This is a genomic window from Pseudomonas benzopyrenica (assembly GCF_036884265.1).
Classification (GTDB): Bacteria; Pseudomonadota; Gammaproteobacteria; order Pseudomonadales; family Pseudomonadaceae; genus Chryseomonas; species Chryseomonas benzopyrenica.
Genome location: NZ_CP145723.1, coordinates 57,844 through 76,854 on the forward strand (window position 1 = coordinate 57,844; position 19,011 = coordinate 76,854).

Consider the following 19,011-nt stretch of genomic DNA (forward strand, 5'->3'; position numbering starts at 1 on the left):
GATGTCAGTCTCCTGGCGGAGTGGAAGCGTCTGTGTCTTCGCCACCCTCTGACTCCTCCAGCGATTCGTCCGCGGCGACCATGGCTTCCAGCCGGCGCATGCCCTTTTCCATGTTCAGCGCCGTGGCGATGCCCTCCAGCGACAGCCCCAGTTCCACCAGGGTGATGGCCACCGCCGGCTGCATGCCGACCACGATCACCTTGGCATCGAGGATGCGCGAGACCTGGGCGATGTGGGACAGCATCCGGCCAATGAAGGAGTCGACGATTTCCAGGGCCGAGATGTCGATGAGCACGCCCTTGGCCTTGTGGCGGACGATCTGCTCGGTGAGGTCTTCCTGCAGGTCCAGCGCCAGCTGGTCGTGCATGTCCACCTGGATGCTCAGCAGCAGAAAGGGGCCGAGCTTGAGAATCGGAATCCGGTCGATCATGGCGCGCTCCTAGCCCTTGGTGGGGGCGGCCAGGCGCACGCCCTGCTGGCGCAAGGCCAGGCGGAAGGCATCGGCCAGCGACGCCTTGGTGATGACATCGCCCAGGTCCACGCCCAGATGGACGATGGTGGCGGCGATCTGCGGGCGGATGCCGCTGATGATGCACTGGGCGCCCATCAGCCGGGCGGCGGTCACCGTCTTGAGCAGGTGCTGGGCGACCATGGTGTCCACCGTGGGCACGCCGGTGATGTCGATGATGGCGAGGTCCGATTCGGTCTGGACGATCTTTTCCAGCAGCGACTCCATCACCACCTGGGTGCGGTTGCTGTCCAGCGCGCCGATCAGCGGGATGGCCAGGATGCCGTCCCACAGTTCCACCACCGGGGTGGACAGTTCCAGCATGCTTTCCTGCTGCTCGCGGATCACCGTCTCGCGACCGTTCACATAGCTTTCCATGCTGTACAGACCGAGGTCGTCGATCAGCCGGGTGGCGGCCCAGATTTCGGCGAGGGGATCGTCGCATTCGTTCTGGATCAGCGTGAACAGCGGCTCCTTGAGCGAGAAGACGAAGGTCGCCGTCTGCGACGGCGTCAGGCCGGCACGACTCTGGTCGAAGGAAAACCGCTCCAGCAGCGCGCGCACCGGCTGCCAGTGCGGCTCGCGCAGATCACCCAGGCCCTGGGCGGCGGCCACGGTGATGCGCCGCAACAGCTCGGCGGAGTTGGCCAGGATGGTGGTTTCGTCGAGCAGGTCGATGCGCATGCCGGCCGCGCGCTGAGCGCCGATCCAGGCGTCGAGCAGCGCCCGCTCGTGGGTGCGCAGCAGCTCGACCAAAGCGGTACTGTACATGGGGGTTCCTAGGTGACGAAGAGGGCGGCTCAGGAAGGGCCGACCGGACGAAGAGGGTGTGGGAAAGAGACGGCAGGCGCGAAGGGGGACCCAGCGCTACGGCCAGGTCCCCGAGAGATCACATGTCCATCTTTTCCTTGGTGATCTTGCCGGTCTTGGCGTCGGCATGGAAGTCATACTTCATACCATCTTTCTTCATGCCTTCGCCTTCCCACTGACCGTCATCGGCTTCGATCTTGGTGATCGAGGTGTAGCCCTGCTCCATGAGCTTGGACTTGACGTCGTTCATGGGCATCCAGTCGGCGCCGGGCTGGTCGGCCAGGGCCGCGGTGCTGGCCAGGACGGAACAGGCAAACAGGGAAGCGAGCAGCTTGGATTTCATCGCGAGACCTCGTCGTGGTGGTATGTCCTGACCTTGGACCACCACCACGTGCGACAGATCCGTCTGGCCCAGGCGTTAGACTGACGATTCTTCGACCAGGTGTGGCAACAGCCCGGCAGGGGCCTTGGCGCTCTTGGGCTTGGCTTTGCGCGACTCATAGGGGCGGCTGGCCAATCGCCAGAGGTCCCGCCAGCGTTCGGCGAGGACGGTGGGCTTGTCCAGATAGAGACGCAGGCCCAGGGAAAAGGCCTTCGCCTGCAAGCGCTCGCGCTGCTGGGCCAGGCTCTCGCCAATGGCCAGGCGGGTATTGCTGGCGCCGAACAGCGTCGGCTCGCTTTCCAGCAACAGCTGCATCACCGCCAGGTCGTGATCGTCGCCCAGGTATTCCGAAAGACGCTTGAGGCTCTTCTGGCGCGTCTTGAATTCCGCCGGCCAGGCCGCGGCGAGCAGCTGGGTGTGATACCAGTGATCCTTCACCCGCTTGCGCCAGTCGTGCAGGGTCTCGTCGGTGGGCTTGTCGCGGGCGGTCTTGAGCGCCTGGCGTCCGGCCTTGTAGTTGTCTTCCAGGCCACGGGCGAACAGCCCGAAGCCCTTGCCGGAGAGCTTCCAGCCGGCCACCTCCTCGCGCAGGGCGGTCAGTTCCTCGAGCAACTCGGGATGGCCGCTGGCTGCGGCGATCTGCTGGTCGGCGCGCTCCTGTAGGCGCTGGCGCACCCGCTTCATGGCCGGCGAAGCGAACCTCTTGCGGTCGGACTCACCCAGCTTGTCCCAGCTTTCCACCAGGGCGGCGCTGTCGCGTAGCGACGACAGCTGGCGGCCCAGGTCGCGCAGGCGCCGATTGCGACTGGCGAAGGCGCGCTTGCCCAGGGCGCCGTGCAACAGCCGCAAGAGGGCGCGTAGTTCCTTGAGGCGCTTGCGCGTCTCGTGGACGCCTTTGGGGGTACCGCTCGCCAGGGACGTCTCAGCCTGTACCAGACGATCCGTCACCACGCGGCGGACTTCCTCGTCAGCTGCTTGCCGCGCATCGAAACGAAAGGCCATCGAACTCTCCTCAATAGGTGGACTGCAGACCCGCGCTGCGCGGGAGCGTAACGGTAAGAAAGACCTCCACGACAGCGGGAGATGCCAAATTTCATCTAAACGTCATATTTCCTTCATGAGATCTAGCAGCGGGCACCGCCTGCCGCCTGGCCGGTCAGAAGGGCTATAGTTGCCCGACCACCAGAGCGAGGAGATCCGGATGTTCGAAGCCGCCGAAAACGAACACCTGCTCGACGAGGCCACCTACGACGCCAAGCTGCCCAAGCTGCGCGAAGCGTTGCTGGCCGCCCAATACGAACTCAAGGCGCAGGGCCGTTTCCCGGTGATCGTACTGATCAATGGCATCGAGGGTGCGGGCAAGGGCGAGACGGTCAAGCTGCTCAACGAGTGGATGGATCCGCGCCTGATCCGCGTTGAGACCTTTCTGCAGCCCACCGTCGAGGAGCGCCAGCACCCGCCGGCCTGGCGCTACTGGCAGCGCCTGCCGGGCAAGGGTCGGACCGGCGTCTTCTTCGGCAACTGGTACAGCCAGATGCTGCATGGGCGGGTCAACAAGGCGCTCAGTCGCGTCGAACTGGATGCCGCCATCGGCCAGGCGGAGCGTTTCGAGCGGATGCTCGCCGACGAGGGCGCGCTGATCCTCAAGTTCTGGTTCCATCTTTCCAAGCCTCAACTCAAGCAGCGCCTGAAGCACCTCAAGAACGATCCTCGCCTGGGCTGGAAGCTCAGTCCGCTGGACTGGCGCCAGGCCAAGGTCTACGACCGCTTCGTCAAGGAGGGCGAGCGGGTGGTGCGGCGGACCCATCACGACTACGCCCCCTGGCACGTGGTGCCCGGTTTCGACGAGCGCTTTCGCAGCCTGACCGTCGGCACCGTGCTGCTCAAGGCGCTGCAGCGCGCCCTGGCCAACAAGCTGCGCAAGCAGCGCCGGGCCGCCGCCGTGCTGCCGCCGCCGGTGGATGGCCGCGGCGTGCTGGAGGCCATGGACCTGAGTCAGCGCCTGGACAAGGCCGATTACGAAGACCAGCTGCTCGCCGAACAGGCCCGCCTGGCGCGGCGCCTGCGCGACAAGAAGTATCGTCGCCATGCCCTGGTGGCGGCTTTCGAGGGCAACGATGCCGCCGGCAAGGGCAGTGCCATCCGCCGCGTCACCGGCGCCCTGGATCCGCGCCAGTACCGCATCGTCCCGGTGGCCGCGCCCAGCGACGAGGAACTCGCCCAGCCCTATCTCTGGCGCTTCTGGCGGCACATTCCGCGGCTGGGCAATTTCACCATCTTCGATCGTTCCTGGTATGGCCGGGTGCTGGTGGAGCGGGTCGAGGAGCTGACACCGGTCGCCGACTGGCAGCGCGCCTATGGCGAGATCAACGACTTCGAGGAGCAGCTCCACGACGCCGGCATCGTGCTGGCCAAGTTCTGGCTGGCCATCGACCAGGACACTCAGCTGGAGCGCTTTCGTGCCCGCGAGGAAACGCCCTTCAAGCGATTCAAGATCACCGAGGACGACTGGCGCAATCGCGACAAGTGGGACCTCTACAGCCAGGCCGTCAACGACATGGTGGTGCAGACCAGCACCGCCATCGCGCCCTGGACGCTGGTGGAGGCCAACGACAAGCGATTCGCGCGGGTTAAGGTGCTGAGGACACTCAACGAGGCGCTAGAAAGGGCGTATGACAAAGGTTGAAAGGCTGCTGCCTGTGGGCTAGGCGCTTCGCTTCATACCTATCTCACGACGTTTATCGTAGACGTGCAGGCGCGGAGAATGCGCCCCTTTCCAGAAGGGTGAGCGGAATCGTTGCGTAAGGGGTTGAGCGGCATGGATGCCGCGAGAGTCGCGAGGGCCATGGATGGCCCTTCGTGGCGTGCCCCTGGAGCGGCGATGGAGCGAACGAACCCCGGCGCAGCCGGGGCCGATGGAGGGGCAAGCGTTTTTGGTTACTTTTGCCGCGACTGGCAAAAGTGACTCGCCCGGGTGGGCGAAATTAAAGGCTTCAGCAGGCACGCTAATCAGCTGAATAGCGCAAGCCAGGCAACCACCAAATCCCAGAAACGAAAAAGCCCCGCCGAAGCGGGGCCTTTCTGCAACCGGATCAGTCGTTAGACGACTTGAACCTGGTCAGCTTGCATACCCTTCTGGCCTTTGACAGCCACGAAAGTGACCTTCTGGCCTTCGCTCAGGCTCTTGAAGCCGGCGCTTTCGATGGAGCGGTAGTGCACGAACAGGTCGGCGCCGCTTTCCGGGGTGATGAAGCCGTAGCCTTTCTCATCGTTGAACCACTTGACGGTGCCATTTTCACGATTGGACATGAGTATCTCCAGGTGTAGGGGGAACAACCACGTTAGCGAGACATTCGTTAACGGGACTGTAATGCGAGAGTGAGACGAGCCAGGAGATGAAAATGAAGCAACATCAAGCAGGTATCGAGTAACTATTGCAGTAGCAGTGCCCACACCATACTCGCTTTCGCGAGCTTGTATAGCCCTGATTCGCATATTTGTTGACCAGTGGCGCTGCTTGCGCTGCCAGGGCGTCTCACTCAGGCTACGGATTCCCCTGCTCGAAAGAGACTCCGCATGGACAAGCTGCACCGGATCAAGGGGGCCTGGCCCTACCTGATCGCCGTCTTTCTCAACGCCTTCGTCGATCTTGGCCACAAGATCGTCATCCAGAACACCGTGTTCAAGGTCTATGACGGTTCCACCCAGGTGGTGCTGACCGCCCTGGTCAACGGCATGATGTTGCTGCCCTTCATCCTGCTGTTCAGTCCCTCCGGCCATGTGGCCGACCGCTTCGCCAAGGTGCGGGTGCTGCGGCTCGGCGGCTGGGCGGCGGTGGCCATCACCCTGGGCATCACCCTGGCCTACTATGCCGGACTGTTCGAACTGGCCTTCGCCATGACGCTGTTGCTGGCCATCCAGGCGACCTTCTATTCGCCGGCCAAGTACGGCTACATCAAGGCGCTGTTCGGCAAGCAGCGGCTGGCCGAAGGCAATGGCCTGGTGCAGGCCAATTCCATCATCGCCATCCTGGCCGGCACCGTGGTCTTCACCGCTTTCTTCCAGCTGCACCTGGGCGAGGGCCATGCCACGCCCCATGCGATCCTGCAGGACATCGCGCCGCTGGGCTGGCTGCTGGTGCTCTGCAGCCTGGCCGAGGTGGCGTTGCTCTATCGCCTGCCGCTGCTGGAAGCGCCCAAGCCGCGCGAGCCCTTCGACTGGCATGCCTATCTGCGGCTGCAGACCGCCCGGCGCAACCTGGCGGTGATCGGCGAGAATCCGGTGATTCGCCTGTCGATCATCGGCCTGGCGGTGTTCTGGTCGGTGGGCCAGGTGCTGCTGGCGAGCTTTCCGGCCTATGCCAAGGATCACCTGGGCATCGACAACGTGCTGCTGTTGCAGGGCATCCTGGCCTGCGCCGGGATCGGCATCGCCTTGGGCTCGGCGCTGGCCAGCCGGGCCTCGCGCGGGCGCATCGAGACCGGGCTGATCCCGGTGGGCGCCCTGGGCATCGCCCTTGGCCTGTGGTGGCTGCCGGCGCCCAGTTCGGCGCTGGTGCATGCGCTCAATTTCATTTTCATCGGGCTGATGGGTGGGCTGTTCATCGTGCCGCTCAATGCTCTGATCCAGTTCCATGCCCGTGAGGACCAGCTCGGCACGGTGCTGGCGGCCAACAACTGGGTGCAGAACGTCGCCATGCTGAGCTTTCTGGTGCTCACCGCGGTGATCGCTCTGCTCGGCCTGGACAGTCGCTGGCTACTGCTGCTGATCGCGGCCGTGGCCCTGATCGGCGGTGCCTACACGGTGTGGAAACTGCCCCAGAGTCTGGTGCGTTTCCTGCTCGGCCTCATGGTCACCCGCCACTACCGCATCCAGGTCCAGGGGCTGCAGAACCTGCCGGCCCAGGGCGGGGTGCTGCTGCTGGGCAATCACATCAGCTGGGTGGACTGGGCCATGGTGCAGATCGCCAGCCCGCGCCCGGTACGCTTTGTGATGCTCAGGTCGATCTATGAGCGCTGGTACCTGAAGCCCTTCCTCAAGGCGATGGGGTGCCTGCCCATCGCCCAGGGCAGCGGCGCCGGCGCGGCGCTGGAGCAGGTGGCTGGCCTGCTGAGTGCGGGGGAGGTGGTCTGCCTGTTCCCCGAAGGCGCCATCAGCCGTACCGGCCAGCTCGGCGAATTCCGCCGCGGCTATGAAAAGGCCTGCGAGCGGGTCGGCCCGGAGGTGCAGATCGTACCCTTCTATCTGCGCGGCCTCTGGGGCAGCCAGTTCTCGCGTTCTTCGAGCAAGCTCAAGGAGCTGCGCGACAGTCCGCTGCACCGCGAGGTGGTGGTGGCCTTTGGCAAGGCGCTGCCCAAGGACACCCCGGCCGATGTGCTCAAGCGGCGGATCTTCGAGTTGTCGATTCGCTCCTGGGAGCGCTACATGCAGGGCCTGCCGTCGCTGGCCGACGCCTGGGTCGCCAGCGTCAAGCGCCGGCCCAATGGCCTGGCCCTGATCGACGACCTGGGCGCGCCGCTCAAGGCCGCCCAGGCGCTTACCGGCGCCGCCTGCCTGGCGCGGCGGATGCGCAAGCGGCCCGAGGCCAATCTCGGCTTGCTGCTGCCCACCAGCAGTGGCGGCATGCTGGCCAACATGGCGGTGCTGCTGGCCGGCAAGACCCTGGTCAATCTCAACTACACGGCCACGCCCGAGGCGCTGGCATCCGGCCTGGACCAGGCCGGTATCCGTACCGTCTACACCTCCAAGCGCTTTCTCGACCGCCTGCGCAAACGCGGCCTGCCGGTGGACGAGTTGCTGGCCGGACGCGAGGTGGTGGACCTGGAAGAGCTGCGCGCCGGCATCGGCAAGGCCGAGCTACTGGCCAACTGGCTGGCGGTCTGGCTGTTGCCCACCGCCATGCTGCAGGTGCTGGTGAGCCGCGCCCACGATCCCGCGGCCACCGCCGCCATCCTCTTCTCCAGTGGCAGCGAGGGTACGCCCAAGGGGGTGATGCTCAGCCACAGCAACCTCATGGCCAATCTCAAGCAGACCTCGGACGTGCTCAACACCCAGGACGACGACGTCTTCATGGCCTCGCTGCCGCTGTTCCACGCCTTCGGCCTCACCGTGACCCAGTTCCTGCCGCTGATCGAGGGGGTGCCGGTGGTCTGCCAGGCCGATCCCACCGACGTGGCCGGCATCGCCAAGGCGGTGGCCACCCATCGCGCCACGGTGCTCTGCGGCACCTCGACCTTCCTGCGGCTGTTCGTGCGCAACACCAAGGTGCATCCGCTGATGCTGGAGAGTCTGCGCATCGTGGTGGCCGGTGCCGAGCGCCTGGATCCGGCGGTGCGCGAGGCCTTCAAGCTCAAGTTCAACCATGACATCTACGAAGGCTACGGCGCCACCGAGACCGCGCCGGTGGCGTCGGTCAACCTGCCCGACGCCCTGGACGTCAGCTACCTGCAGGTGCAGCGTGGCGGCAAGCTCGGCACCGTGGGCATGCCGCTGCCGGGGACCGGCTTCAAGATCGTCGATCCTCAGACCTTCGCCGAATTGCCCACCGGCGAGGCCGGCATGGTGCTGATCGGCGGACCGCAGCTGATGCAGGGTTATCTGAACGATCCCGAGCGCACCGCCAAGGCGATCCGCGAGATCGACGGCGAGCGCTGGTACGTGACCGGCGACCAGGGTCGGCTGGACGAGGACGGCTTTCTCACCATCGTCGACCGCTATTCGCGCTTCGCCAAGATCGGCGGCGAGATGGTCAGCCTGGGCGCCGTGGAGCAGGCCCTGGCCAAGGCGGTGGCCGATCCGGAGATCGAGCTGCAGGCGGTCAATCTGCCGGATGCCAGGAAGGGCGAGCGCATCGTGGTGCTGCATACCGGCACCCTGGACGGCGCGGCGGTGGAAAAGACGCTGCTGGCCCAGGGGGTGAGCGGACTGCTGCTGCCCTCGGCCTGGCTGGCGGTGGACAGCCTGCCGAAACTGGGGACCGGTAAGGCCGACGTGGCCGGCGCGAAACGTCTGGCGCAGACGCGGTTGAGCGAGGCGGGGGAGGCCTAGGCGATAAATCGTCCATCCGGCGCCGGTGAACCCTAAAGCCTGACGCCGTTTGGCCGATCATGAGGAGGCTAATCTTTTTTTCGAGGTCTTCCCGGTGAAGCTACGCTCCCTCAACATCGCCCCGCGGGCCCTGGTTGCCTTTGGTTTCTTCGCCCTGCTGGTGATCGGCCTCGGGCTGTTTTCCCTGGGCCAGAATCGCGTCATCAAGGAGGGCGAGGAGCAGATCGTCGGCAACGTGATTCCCAGCGTCCAGGTCATCGGCGAGATCCGCGCCGACCTGCTGAGTCTGCGCATGCACAACCAGGGCCTGATGCTGGCGACCTCCAACGCCGAGACCCAGGCCGTGCACAAGGCCATCGACGCGGCCAAGGCCACCCTGGAGCAGCACGTGCGCCAGTTCGACGCCCTGCTGCTGAGCGACAACGGGCGTGAGGTCTACACCCGCTTGACCGGCCAGCTGACCACCTACCTGGACAACCAGAACCGCTATCTCAAGGCGCTGGACGACCAGAACGACGCCGAGTTGCTCAAGCTCGCCGGTCAGGACGGCGAGATGGCCCGTAGCGGCAATGCCCTGAGCGCCACCGTCAACGAACTCGCCGGGCTGGTCGATGGCAAGGTCACACGTCTGGCCGCTGCTTCCATGGCCAGCTACCACAACGCCATCGCCATCACCGTGGCGGTGATGGTGGCGGCCCTGGCCGGTACCCTGCTGCTGGCCTGGCGCTTCACCCGCAGTCTCACCGGGCCGCTGGAAAAGGCCCTGGCGGTGGCCGAACGCATCGCCGCCAATGACCTCAATCGGTCGGTCGAGCAGGACGGGCGCGATGAACCCGGCCGGCTGCTCGCCGCCATGGCGCGGATGCAGGACAACCTGCGCGGCACCCTGGAGCGGCTGACCCTGTCGTCCACCACCCTGGCGTCTACCTCCGAGGAGATGTCGACGGTCACCGAGACCGGCTTGCGCGGCATTCAACGGCAGAACGACGAACTGGCCCAGGCCGCCACCGCCGTCAACCAGATGACCGCTGCGGTGGAGGAGGTGGCGCGCAATGCCGCTGCCGCCAGCGCCGCCGCCCAGGATTCGCGCACCTCGGCCGATCTTGGCCAGCGCCGGGTCGAGGAGACCCTCACCACCATTCACGCGCTGCACACGGCGGTGACCTCCAGCAGCGGCGAGATCGACGGCCTGGCCGCCCAGGTGCAGCGCATCAGCGGGGTGCTCGACGTCATCCGCGGCATCGCCGAACAGACCAATCTGCTGGCGCTCAACGCCGCCATCGAAGCCGCGCGGGCCGGCGAGGCGGGGCGGGGGTTTGCCGTGGTGGCCGACGAGGTACGCGCCCTGGCGGCCCGCACCCAGCAATCCACCGGTGAGATCGAAGACATGATCGGCGCCATCCAGGGTGGCGCGGGCAAGGCGGTGGACGCCATGGCCACCAGCAATCAGCAGGCCGGTGCCTGCCTGACGGTGGCCGCGGCCGCCGGCGAGGCCCTGGCCGAGATCGGTCGCCACATCGTGCAGATCACCGAGCGCAACCTGAGCATTTCCGCCGCCACCGAAGAGCAGGCCCAGGTGGCCCGCGAGGTGGATCGCAACCTCACCAGCATCCGTGACCTGTCCACCCAGAACGCCGCCGGGGCCGAGCAGACCGCCGCCGCCAGCACCGACCTGGCGCGCCTGGCCGGTGACCTGAATGGTGCGGTGCGGCAGTTCCGCTTGTAGGCAGCACAAGACAACGCAGGCGTGCCCCGCCTCAGCGGCGCGGGGCGCTCAAGGCACCAGCGCCAGGGCCGTGCGCAGATCCACCACCAGGACATCCAGATAGCCACCCTGGAGGGCGCCGCGGATGGCGTTGACCTTGCGCAGGCCGCCGGCCAGGCCCACCACGCGGTCGATCTCCAGCAGTTGCGGCAGGTCCACCGACACTACGGTCTCTTCACTGTCGTCCAGCACCGGCCGGCCCTGGGCGTTGAAGTACCTGAGGCAGATGTCGCCCACCGCGCCGCGGGCGGCCAGCACTTCCAGCATGGCCTCGCCATGGTAGTTGCCGCTGTTGCGTAGGAGCTGCGAAGGCTCCAGCTCGCCGATGCCGACCAGGGCCACGGTGAGCCGGGCGAAGCGTTCGGTGACCTCGCGTACCTCGTCCAGTTGCAGGATGCGCTGGCGACTCTCGGGTGACTGCTCGATGCTCTGGGACGGCAACAGATAGGCCGGGCAACCGAGCAGATTGGCCAGTTGCTGGGTCAGCAGGGTGGCTTCGAAAGCCCCTTTGTTGCCGACCCCGCCGAGCAGCTGCACCACCTCGGTCGCGCCCTGGCGACTGCTGCCCCGGTGCATGTGGCCGACCATGGCGCGGATGGTGGAGCTCCAGGAAGAGATGCCAATGTGGTCCTTTTCGGTGACGCTGGTTTCCAGGTAGTGGGCGGCGGCCGAGCCGATGGCCTGCTTGATGGCTTCTTCGTCGTCACCGGTGGGCTCCACCACGATGGCCTGACGGATGCCGTAGCGCTGCTGCAGCTGACGCTCCAGTTCCAGGTGGAAATTGCGTGGCCGCTGCACCGAGATGCGCACGATGCCTTCCTTGAGCGCTCGGCTCAGGGCGCGGCTGACGAAGGATTGCGACAGGTCGAGCTGTTCGGAGATCTGCGACTGCTTGAGTCCCTCTTCGTAGTAGAGGGAGGCGATCTTGGTCAGCAGGCGTTGTTCTTCGAGGTTACTCATCCAGATTCCCGGTACCAGCGGCTAGGTCGCGCCCAGGGTCGCCAGGCCGGCCTGGCCATGACGAACCACCGAAAAGCAGGCACGTACCTGTTAGAAAGGCGCATTTTCCCGCTATTTTCCCTCAGCCTCCCGCTGGACGCCAAGGCTTTTGCGGCCTGGCGTCCCCGGGGGTCGATCAGGACATGATCAGGCCACCGTCCACATTGATCGCCTGGCCGGTGATGTAGGCGGCGTCCGCCGAGGCGAGAAAGGCCACCAGGCCGGCGACATCGGCCGGGGTGCCGGCGCGCTTCATGGGGATGTTGCCGACCCATTCCCGCATCAGTTCGCCCTGGCCATAGCGCTTTTCCGGGGTGGACAGGATCTCGCCCCAGACCCGGTCGTTGTAGTCCCACATCTCGCTTTCGATGATGCCCGGGCAGAAGGCGTTGACCGTGATGCCGTGGCGCGCCAGTTCGTGGGCCAGGCTCTGGGTGATGCCGATGACGCCCATCTTGCTCGCCGCATAGTGGGGGGTGTAGATGAAGCCCTGGCGCCCCTGGCCGGAGCTGGTGTTGATCAGGCGTCCGCCACGCCCGGCGGCGACCATGCGCCTGGCCGCCTCGCGACAGCACAGCCAGACACCGGTGGTGTTGACCTGCAGGATGCGGTCGAAGTCTTCCCGCGGCATGCGGTCGAAGGCATCGATGGTGATGATCCCGGCGTTCTGCACCGAGACGTCGACCCGACCGAAGCGCGCCTCGGCCTGGGCATAGAGATCGGCCACCGCCGCCTCGTCGGTGATGTCCACCACCAGTGGCAGCACCTCGGCCCCGGTCTCGGCGGCCAGCCGCGCGGCGGTGTCGTGCACCCGCTCGGCGTTGGAGACCAGCACCAGGTTGGCGCCCTCACGTCCGAAGCGCTCGGCGATACCCTCGCCGATGCCCCGGCAACCGCCGGTGATGACCACGGTTTGACCTGCGAAGCGACGTTCCACGTGAAACCTCCTAGAGCGGGTGGCGACCCGGCGCGCGTGATCGCCAGCGGGTTGTTACCAGCAGACGAAGCCGCCATCGACGATCAGATCGACCCCGGTGCAAAAGGACGCCGCCGGGCTGCAGAGGAAGATCGCCGGGCCGACCATTTCCTCCACCTCGGCCATGCGGCCCAGGGGGGTGGTCTGCTCGAAGATCTTGACCTGGTCGGCCACCTCGGGACGGGTGTTCATCGGCGTGGCGGTGTAGCCGGGGCTGATGCAGTTGACGCGGATGCCGCGCTCGGCCCATTCCATCGCCAGGCTCTTGGTCAGGTGGATGACCCCGGCCTTGGAGGTGTTGTAGTGGGCCTGCAGCAGGCCGCGGTTGACGATGCTGCCGGACATGGAGGCGATGTTGACGATGGCGCCCTTGCCGCGCGGCAGCATGACCCGTGCCTGGGCCTGGCAGCTGAGCATCACCCCGGTGAGGTTGATGTCGAGCATGCGCTGCCAGCGCTCCAGCTCCAGCTCCTCGGCCGGCTGGGCGTTGGCGATGCCGGCGCTGTTGACGGCGAGACTCAGGGGGCCGAGCTCGGCCTCGGTGCGGGCCACGGCGGCTTCCAGGTCAGCGGCGCTGGTCACCGAGCCTTCCAAGGCTAGGGCGCGGCGGCCGTGGGCCTGGATGCGCTCGACGGTGCCGGCGAGGTCGCGACTGCCGGGCAGGTCGAAGCAGGCCACATTGGCACCAGCCTCGGCGAGGCCGACGGCGATGGCCTGGCCAATGCCGCTGCCGGCACCGGTGACGAAGGCGGTCTGGCCGCCGAGATCGAAGAGACGCATGGGAAAACTCCTAGTCAGGCGGTAGCCAGTTCCATCACGGCCACCGGAGTGGCCTGTTCGCGTTCGAGAATGCCCATCTGCTGGCCACGGCTCATCACCATGACTCGGTGCGACAGGCCGAGGACCTCGTCGAGGTCCGAGCTGACCACGATCACCGCCATGCCGGTGGCCGCCAGTTCGGCGATCACCTGGTAGATGGCGGCGCGGGCGCCGACGTCGATGCCACGGGTGGGCTCGTCGAGGATGAAGACCTTGGGATTGCGCGCCAGCCACTTGGCGATGATCACCTTCTGCTGGTTGCCACCGGAGAGGGCGGCGATGGCCTGCTCCGGCTGGCCCTTGACGCCGAGCCGGGCCACCGCCTTGCGAGCGAAGGCGCGCAGGCCACCGGGGGACACCCAGCCACCGGCGGCGAGCAGGTCGGTGTTGCCATAGATGAGGTTTTCCTCGATGGCATGGTCGACCACCACGCCCTGCTGCTTGCGATCCTCGGGCACCAGCACGATGCCAGCCTGGATGGCTTCGCAGGGACTGGCGAAGCGGCAGGTCCGGCCTTCCAGCACCAAGGTGCCGGTGACCTGCTCGGCGGCGCCGGCGATGGCGCGGACCAGCTCGGTACGACCGGCGCCGACTACCCCGGCCACGCCGAACACCTCGCCCGCCCGCACGCTGAAATCGATGTGCTTGAGCGGCATCTCGCGGCAGCTGAGATCCTTGACCCGCAGCACCTCGCGGGCCGCGGGCGCGGCCATGGCCGGAAAGATGCGCTCCACGCTGCGCCCGACCATCTCTTCCACCAGTTGCCGCACCGGTACCTGGGCGGTGGCGTGCAGGGCGATCTGGCGGCCGTCGCGCAACACCAGGACCCGGTCGGCGATCCGCGCGATCTCTTCCAGGCGATGGCTGATATAGATGAAGGACACGCCCTCGGCCTTGAGCCGCTCGACCTGGGCGAACAGCAATTCGGTCTCTTCGCCGCCCAGGGCCGCGGTAGGTTCGTCGAGGATCAAGAGGCGCGCCTTGAGGGTCAGCGCCTTGGCGATCTCCACCAGCTGCTGGGCGGCCACACTGAGGCCGGCCACAGTGCGCGTGGCGGGTACCTTCAAGCCCAGGCGATCCAGCTGACGCTGGGCCTCGGTTTCCATGAAGGCGCGATCGATACGGCCGCCGCGCATGGGCAGGCGCCCGACGAACATGTTCTCGGCGATGGTCAGCTCCGGCAGCAGGCGGATTTCCTGGTGAATCAGGCCGATGCCGGCGGCCAGGGCGGCGCCGGGAGAATCCGGAGCGTAGTCGCGCCCCAGCCAGGTCATGCGCCCACCGGTCTCGGGCGGCACCAGGCCGGCGATGATGGACGACAGGGTGGACTTGCCGGCCCCGTTCTCGCCGAGCAGGGCCAGGACCTCACCGGGCTGGATATCGACGTCCACCCCGCTCAGCACCTCGATGCCGGCGTATTTCTTGCCGATGTTTCTCAGGCTGAGGGCGGCGGGCTGTTCCAGGGGCATGACGGCGGACATGGGGCCTCCGAAGGGGGGAACTGAAGCGGTGCCTCCATTGCAAGGCACATAAGGCATGGGCTGGATGCGGCGGGCGCTGCCCGCCACTGGTCCTACTGTTACGGATGGTTCTCGATGAAGGGGGCGACGTTATCCTTGGTGGTCAGGATCGCCTCCTGCAACTGCTCCTTGGGCAGCTGCTTGCCTTCCTTGAGCGCCACCGCCGATTCCAGGGCCATGCGACCCATCTTGCGAGTCTGCTGGGTCATGGTGGCGGACAGGGTGCCGGCGGCCACCGCCTTGAGACCGGCCACGTCGCCGTCGAAGCCGACGATGGTCACCGGATGATCGAGGTTGGCCACCTTGACCGCCTGGGCAGCGCCAAGGGCCATGGCGTCGGCGCGACCAAAGAAGACGTTGATGTTGGGGTCACGCTGGAGCATGTCCTGGGCCACGGCGAAGCCCTTGTCCTGGGCCCACTCGGCAGGCTGCTGGGCGACCACCTTCAGCTCGGGAAATTTGGCCAGGCCTTCGGCAAAGCCCTTGGCGCGATCGTTTTCCGGCGTGGTGCCGATCTGGCCCTGGAGGATGGCTACGCGGCCCTTGCCTTCGGTGACCTTGCCGACGTATTCGGCCAGGGTGCGGGCGGCGGCGACGCTGTCGCTGGCGATGAAGGTGTCACCCGGGGCGTCGGGGGCGTTGCGGTCCACCGCCACCACCGGGATGCCGGCGGCCTTGGCCGCCTTGACCGGGACACCGGCGGCGGTGGCGCCGGCCGGGATATAGATCAGGGCGTCGACCTGGCGGGTGATCAGATCCTGGATCTGGTTGACCTGGGTCGCCGAGTTGCCCTGGGCGTCCACGGTGATGACCTTGATGCCCTTGGCCTTGCCCTCGGCCTCGACGGCCTGCTTGATCTGATTGAAGAAGTCGGCCTGCAGGTTGGCCACGGCCAGGCCCACGGTGAGTTCCTTGGCCTGGGCATTGAAGGCAGTGGTGCAGGTCATGGCGGCGAACAGGGTACTGAGCAACAGCTTCTTGGGGGTCAGCATGGATGGCACTCCGTTGTTATTGTTGTACTGCGGTGACGAGACGAAGCAGAGCAGACCTATCGCTGCCCGTTACGGCGGCGCAGGGTGTCCAGGGTGACGGCCAGGGCGATGACGATGCCGATGATCACCTGCTGCACGAAGGGCGAGACTCCCAGCAGGTTCAGGCCATTGCGTAGCACGCCGATGATCAGCACGCCCACCAGGGTGCCGCCGATGCTGCCAACGCCGCCGCTGAGGCTGGCACCGCCGATCACCACCGCGGCGATGGCATCCAGCTCCATGGACAGGCCGGCGCTGGGCTGGGACGAATCCAGCCGCGCGGCCATGGCCACCGCGGCCAGGCCCGCCAGGGCGCCGCTCAGGGCATAGATCCAGATGGTGAGGGTGCGCACCTTGATGCCCGACAACCGTGCCACCTCGGCGCTGCCGCCCATGGCATAGAGGTTGCGGCCACCGGCGCGAAAGCGCAGGAAGACCCAGGCCACCAGCAGCATCAGCAGGAACAGCCCGACGGTGACCGAGAGGAAGCCGAAGTGCCGCACCGTGGCCAGGTTGGTGAACCAGTCCGGGAAGCCGACGATCTGGCGGCCGTCGGTAAGGATGTTGGCCAGACCCCGAGCCACCGACATCATGGTCAGGGTGGCGATGAAGGCGGGCAACCGTGCCTTGGCGATGAGCATTCCCGATACCAGGCCGCACACCAGACCGCCGAGGATGGCTGCGGGAATCGCCAGGCCCAGCGGCCAGCCGATGTCCTGATAGAGCCAGCCCAGCAGCATCATGGAAAAGGCCAGCACCGAGCCCACCGACAGGTCGATGCCACCGATGACGATGACCAGGGTCATGCCGATGGCCAGGATGCCGAGCACCGTCACCTGGTCAAGGATGTTGAGGGCGTTGCGCACGGAGAAGAAATACTCCGAGGCAAAGGAGAACACGGCGATCAGCAGCGCCAGACCGATCAGCGGACCGCCGACGTTGCGGGGCAGGCGTAGCGCCAGGCGGGCGAGGGGCTTGGCGGGTGGCGAGGCGATCGGGGCTTTGGCGTCCACGAGCTTCTCCTGAGGTTATTGTTCTTGTGTAGGGCTCGCTTGAATATTTATGCGTGCCTGATTTTTAATTCAGACTCTGCCTGTTCCGGGTGGAAGTCAAGCGCCTTTTCATCGCTGTATGCCGAACGCGATGGCTTCGGCAATCCCGCATCCCGCCACGCATTCTATCCGCTCGCCAGATCGCCAATGGCCTTTCCTGGCTATTGACGACCCTGCGGATTGGGGTCTAAATGATAAATATATTTTCAGTGACGAATAAATATTCATAAGACGCCCACTGAAACCTCGGCAGGCGTCTGCTCCACTGCAGCTTCGGATACCCGAGGGGGTCGCCTGATGAATCCGTTCCAGTACGACGTCGCGCAGATTCGCGAAAAGGCCCGGCTGATCCGCCGGCGCGTCATCCAGCTCAACGCCGGCTCGCCTGCCGGCGGCCATACCGGGGCGGATCTGTCGGAGACCGACATCCTCGCCACCCTCTATTTCCGCCTGCTCGACGTCGCCCCTGAACGCCTCGCCGATCCCCAGCGCGACATCTACATCCAGAGCAAGGGCCACGGCGTCGGCGGCCTCTACTGCTGCCTGGCCGAAGCCGGCTACTTCCCGCCGGAATGGCTCGACACCTACCAGCACTTCGATTCCCACCTGCCGGGTCATCCGGTACGGCAGAAGACCCCCGGCATCGAGCTCAACACCGGCGCCCTCGGCCATGGCCTGCCGGTCGCCACGGGGATCGCCCTGGCCGCCCAGCGCGATGGCAGTCCGCGCCGCGTCTATGTGCTGACCGGCGATGGCGAACTGGGCGAGGGCTCCAACTGGGAGTCGGCGCTGACCGCCGCCAAGTATCGGCTGGACAACCTCACGGTGATCGTCGACCACAACCGCCTGCAACTGGCCGGCCCCACCGCCGAGATCCTGCCGCTGGAGCCCCTGGCCGAGAAGTGGCGCGCCTTCGGCTTCCATGTGGTCGAGTGCGATGGCAACGACGTGGCCCAACTGGTGGAGACCCTGGAAGCGTTGCGCGATCACCGCGGCCAGCCCCAGGTGCTGATCGCCAATACCGTCAAAGGCAAGGGGGTTTCCTTCATCGAGGGCAAACCCGAATGGCACCACCGGGTGCCCAAGGGCGACGAGATCGCCGCTGCACTGGAGGAGCTCGACCATGGCCACTGATACCCAGATCCCGGGCGAAGCCCATCTCGCCAGCGTCATGGTCGAGGCCTTCATCGCCGCGGTGGACGCTGGCGTCGACCTGGTGCCAGTGGTCAGCGATTCCACCTCCACGGCCAAGATCGGTCCTTTCGTCAAACGCTTCCCCGAGCGCCTGGTCAACGTCGGCATCGCCGAGCAGACCCTGGTCGGGGTGGCGGCTGGCCTGGGCCTGGCCGGCAAGGTGGCGGTGACCTGCAACGCCGCGCCCTTCCTGATCTCCCGCGCCAACGAGCAGGTCAAGGTGGACGTCTGCTACAACAGGTCCAACGTCAAGATGTTCGGGCTCAACGCCGGGGCCAGCTATGGTCCCCTGGCCAGTACCCACCACAGCCTCGACGACATCGCCGTGATGCGCGGCTTCGGCAACGTGGAAATCTATGCCCCGGCCGACGGCGCCGAGTGCCGGCAGATCGTCGAGCACGCCCTGGCCCACGACGGCCCGGTCTATGTCCGCCTGGATGGCAAGGCGCTGCCCGATCTGCACGGCCCCGACTACCGTTTCGTCCCCGGTCAGGTCGACGTGCTGCGCCAGGGGCACGACGTCAGCCTGGTGGCCCTGGGCTCGGTGGTCCACGAGGCGGTGGACGCCGCCCGGCTGCTGGCCGAGCAGGGTATCAGTGCCCAGGTGATCAACCTGTCGTCGATCCGTCCGCTGCAGCGTGAAGCCCTGCTGGAAGCCCTCTGCGCCGCCCGCGGCGGGGTGGTCACGGTGGAAGAACACAATGCCAACGGCGGGGTGGGCAGTCTGGTGGCCGAGGTCATGGCCGAAGCCGCCCTGGGGGTGCCGCTGATTCGCCTGGGCATCGCCGATGGCGAGTATGCTGCCGCCGGCGCGCGCGGGCCGACCCGCGCCAAGCACGGCATCGACGCTGCCGGTATCGTCGCTGCGGTGCAGCGCCTGCGCTGATACGCCGGCGCCTAGGACAAGA

The 19,011-nt window shown here is 66.4% G+C and carries 15 protein-coding genes and 2 pseudogenes; 6 read left to right on the forward strand and 11 right to left on the reverse strand.

Going from position 1 to position 19,011, the window contains the following annotated elements; all coding sequences use genetic code 11:
• Positions 1-4: 4 nt before the first annotated feature.
• From V6W80_RS00285 to V6W80_RS00300, 4 genes are all read right to left on the reverse strand, one after another.
• Positions 5-430: an STAS domain-containing protein gene (locus V6W80_RS00285; RefSeq protein WP_064307122.1), complete on the reverse strand. Its 426-nt coding sequence runs from the start codon at positions 428-430 to the stop codon at positions 5-7.
• A 9-nt stretch (positions 431-439) separates the two neighbouring features.
• The gene (locus V6W80_RS00290; protein WP_338545568.1) at positions 440-1,279 is read right to left on the reverse strand and encodes an STAS domain-containing protein; all 840 of its coding nucleotides are present in this window, start codon (positions 1,277-1,279) and stop codon (positions 440-442) included.
• 118 nt (positions 1,280-1,397) lie between these two features.
• Positions 1,398-1,661, reverse strand: coding sequence for a PepSY domain-containing protein (locus V6W80_RS00295; RefSeq protein ID WP_007160186.1), 264 nt, complete (start codon positions 1,659-1,661; stop codon positions 1,398-1,400).
• A 75-nt stretch (positions 1,662-1,736) separates the two neighbouring features.
• Complete coding sequence (locus tag V6W80_RS00300; protein WP_338545569.1) at positions 1,737-2,702, reverse strand: CHAD domain-containing protein; 966 nt, start codon at positions 2,700-2,702, stop codon at positions 1,737-1,739.
• 199 nt (positions 2,703-2,901) lie between these two features.
• On the opposite strand from V6W80_RS00300, the gene pap reads away from it, so the two are divergent.
• Positions 2,902-4,386: a polyphosphate:AMP phosphotransferase gene (gene pap, locus V6W80_RS00305; RefSeq protein WP_338545570.1), complete on the forward strand. Its 1,485-nt coding sequence runs from the start codon at positions 2,902-2,904 to the stop codon at positions 4,384-4,386.
• 413 nt (positions 4,387-4,799) lie between these two features.
• Here pap and V6W80_RS00310 read toward each other — a convergent pair whose 3' ends face one another.
• A complete protein-coding gene (locus V6W80_RS00310; protein ID WP_007160189.1) occupies positions 4,800-5,009 on the reverse strand; it encodes a cold-shock protein in 210 nt (69 codons plus the stop codon).
• A gap of 267 nt (positions 5,010-5,276) precedes the next feature.
• Between V6W80_RS00310 and V6W80_RS00315 the strand changes: the two genes are divergently transcribed.
• From V6W80_RS00315 to V6W80_RS23890, 3 genes and pseudogenes are all read left to right on the forward strand, one after another.
• Entirely contained in the window at positions 5,277-8,747 is a 3,471-nt protein-coding gene (locus V6W80_RS00315; protein ID WP_338545571.1) for an acyl-[ACP]--phospholipid O-acyltransferase, read from the forward strand.
• Positions 8,748-8,907: 160 nt separating this feature from the next.
• Positions 8,908-9,567: pseudogene (locus V6W80_RS23885) on the forward strand (MCP four helix bundle domain-containing protein); the annotation flags it as partial.
• Positions 9,568-9,876: 309 nt separating this feature from the next.
• A pseudogene (locus tag V6W80_RS23890) lies at positions 9,877-10,473 on the forward strand (methyl-accepting chemotaxis protein); the annotation flags it as partial.
• A 48-nt stretch (positions 10,474-10,521) separates the two neighbouring features.
• On the opposite strand, the gene V6W80_RS00325 reads toward V6W80_RS23890, so the two are convergent.
• From V6W80_RS00325 to V6W80_RS00350, 6 genes are all read right to left on the reverse strand, one after another.
• Complete coding sequence (locus V6W80_RS00325) at positions 10,522-11,472, reverse strand: sugar-binding transcriptional regulator (protein WP_338545573.1); 951 nt, start codon at positions 11,470-11,472, stop codon at positions 10,522-10,524.
• A gap of 175 nt (positions 11,473-11,647) precedes the next feature.
• Complete coding sequence (locus tag V6W80_RS00330; RefSeq protein ID WP_007160194.1) at positions 11,648-12,448, reverse strand: SDR family oxidoreductase; 801 nt, start codon at positions 12,446-12,448, stop codon at positions 11,648-11,650.
• A gap of 54 nt (positions 12,449-12,502) precedes the next feature.
• Positions 12,503-13,267 carry an SDR family oxidoreductase gene (locus tag V6W80_RS00335; RefSeq protein ID WP_338545574.1) on the reverse strand — a complete coding sequence of 255 codons (765 nt, stop codon included), beginning with the start codon at positions 13,265-13,267 and terminating at the stop codon, positions 12,503-12,505.
• A gap of 14 nt (positions 13,268-13,281) precedes the next feature.
• Entirely contained in the window at positions 13,282-14,787 is a 1,506-nt protein-coding gene (locus V6W80_RS00340) for a sugar ABC transporter ATP-binding protein (protein WP_338545575.1), read from the reverse strand.
• A 98-nt stretch (positions 14,788-14,885) separates the two neighbouring features.
• Positions 14,886-15,818, reverse strand: coding sequence for a sugar ABC transporter substrate-binding protein (locus tag V6W80_RS00345; protein WP_338545576.1), 933 nt, complete (start codon positions 15,816-15,818; stop codon positions 14,886-14,888).
• A 56-nt stretch (positions 15,819-15,874) separates the two neighbouring features.
• Positions 15,875-16,870: an ABC transporter permease gene (locus tag V6W80_RS00350; RefSeq protein ID WP_430707777.1), complete on the reverse strand. Its 996-nt coding sequence runs from the start codon at positions 16,868-16,870 to the stop codon at positions 15,875-15,877.
• 336 nt (positions 16,871-17,206) lie between these two features.
• Between V6W80_RS00350 and V6W80_RS00355 the strand changes: the two genes are divergently transcribed.
• The gene (locus V6W80_RS00355; RefSeq protein WP_017641541.1) at positions 17,207-18,043 is read left to right on the forward strand and encodes a transketolase; all 837 of its coding nucleotides are present in this window, start codon (positions 17,207-17,209) and stop codon (positions 18,041-18,043) included.
• Positions 18,033-18,989 carry a transketolase family protein gene (locus V6W80_RS00360; protein ID WP_338545577.1) on the forward strand — a complete coding sequence of 319 codons (957 nt, stop codon included), beginning with the start codon at positions 18,033-18,035 and terminating at the stop codon, positions 18,987-18,989. The genes V6W80_RS00355 and V6W80_RS00360 overlap by 11 nt, the downstream gene beginning before the upstream one ends.
• Positions 18,990-19,011: the final 22 nt, after the last annotated feature.